The sequence below is a fragment of the Paenibacillus sp. OT2-17 genome, from assembly GCF_009827695.1.
Lineage (GTDB): Bacteria > Bacillota > Bacilli > Paenibacillales > Paenibacillaceae > Paenibacillus > Paenibacillus polymyxa_B.
Map to the genome: position 1 here is coordinate 1 of NZ_WUDQ01000665.1, position 1,756 is coordinate 1,756.

Annotated in this window: 2 protein-coding genes; both read left to right on the plus strand. The window is 49.7% G+C overall.

Translation table 11 applies throughout. The features are described from left to right. Positions 1 to 900: MutS-related protein (locus tag GRP75_RS25870; RefSeq protein ID WP_483311116.1), on the plus strand; the 900-nt coding region annotated here is incomplete at its 5' end. 63 nt (positions 901 to 963) lie between these two features. Further along, positions 964 to 1,756, plus strand: a 793-nt coding sequence (mutL, locus tag GRP75_RS25875; protein ID WP_160790756.1) for a DNA mismatch repair endonuclease MutL, incomplete at its 3' end; no start/stop codon positions are given.

Below are 1,756 nucleotides of genomic sequence, written 5' to 3' on the forward strand. Positions count from 1 at the left end.
CGTGCCAAGGTGCCAATGCTGGATCGCATTTTCACACGGATCGGCGCGGCGGATGATCTCATCGGCGGGCAGAGTACGTTTATGGTCGAAATGGCAGATATCCAAGTAATGACGGACAAGGCAACTCCGCGAAGCTTGATCATTATTGATGAACTGGGACGAGGTACGTCCACCAGTGAAGGCATGGCAATTGCACAGGCAGTCATCGAATTTGTCCATGACACGATTGGCTGTAAGGCGCTGGTATCCACGCATTTCCATGAGCTGGCACATTTGGAGCAAGGCCTGTCTTCGCTGCGAAATTACTCTATGGCCGTGCAGGAAAGCGGCGACAAGGTGAATTTCTTGCGCAAGCTCATACCGGGAGCGGCTAGCAGTAGCTATGGTATTTATTGTGCTCGGCTTGCAGGTTTGCCCAATAACATTATTGAGCGAGCGAATGGACTGCTGAATGGTTTTGAACAGGCAGCGGCTCAAGTAACGGCAGGTACCGAGACAGTAGTAGGAGGGAAGGAAGGGACTGATCTTCGTACAGTTTCAGGGACAGAAGATATTTCTTCTTTGACCGAATATAATTCAGGCCAGACATTGCGAGAAAGCGGAGAAACTGCATCATCAGCTCAGTCTTTATCACAGCAGGCCACCCTGGTAAAAGAAGATACTCTGCAGACGGTGGAAACTTCCAGCACGTTGGAGCAAGGAGCAACCGAAGTGGTACAGCTGTCCATTTTCGGAGAGCAGGAGCTTGCCGCCTCCAAGCCACACGCAGAGACAGTAGAGGCTAATCCGATTGTGCGCCAAATTTTGCGCAAGGTGAAAAATGCTGATGTTATGAATATGACTCCTTTACAGGCAATGCAGCTATTAAATGATCTTAAAAACAAGGCCAATGGCCTGTAGTTAAAATAAGTGACATTATTCTTATTTTTCATCACACTTTGAAGTCAGGAGGAGGTTAAAAGGATGTCTAAAATTCGGGTACTGGATGAACATATTGCGAACCAGATTGCTGCCGGTGAGGTCGTGGAACGTCCAGCCTCCGTCGTGAAGGAGCTGGTAGAAAATGCGATTGATGCAGGCGGTACGCGGGTGGACGTATGGGTAGAAGAGGGCGGCCTGCAAAGTATCCGGGTGACGGATAATGGAAGTGGCATTGAGCCTGAAGATGTGGAGACGGCAGTCTATCGGCACGCGACAAGCAAAATTGGACATGGTCGCGACCTGTTTCAGATCACAAGTCTCGGCTTCCGAGGAGAGGCGTTGCCAAGTATTGCGGCTGTATCGAAAGTAGAGTTGCTTACAGCAGCCGGAGATGACGGACGTGCCCGTAAATTAGTGATTGAGGGCGGTAAGCTGTTGCTTCACGAGGATGCTGCTAGTAGACAAGGGACGGATTTTACCGTACGGGAGCTGTTTTATAATACACCTGCACGGCTGAAATATATGAAAACAATCCAGACCGAGCTGGGACACATTTCGGATGTATTGTATCGAATGGCGCTTTCGCATCCAGAAGTAGCCTTCACATTGCGGCATAATGGCAATACATTGCTGCAAACGCTGGGTAATGGTGATTTGCTGCAGGTGATTGCCGCTATTTACGGAACTTCTGCGGCGAAATCCATGCTGCTGCTGGAAGGAGAGAGCCTCGATTACCGAATTAGCGGCTATGTCAGCCGTCCAGAGTGGACGAGATCAAATCGAAATGCGATCTCTACGGTAGTGAATGGACGTTTTGTGCGAAGCTACGGGCTTA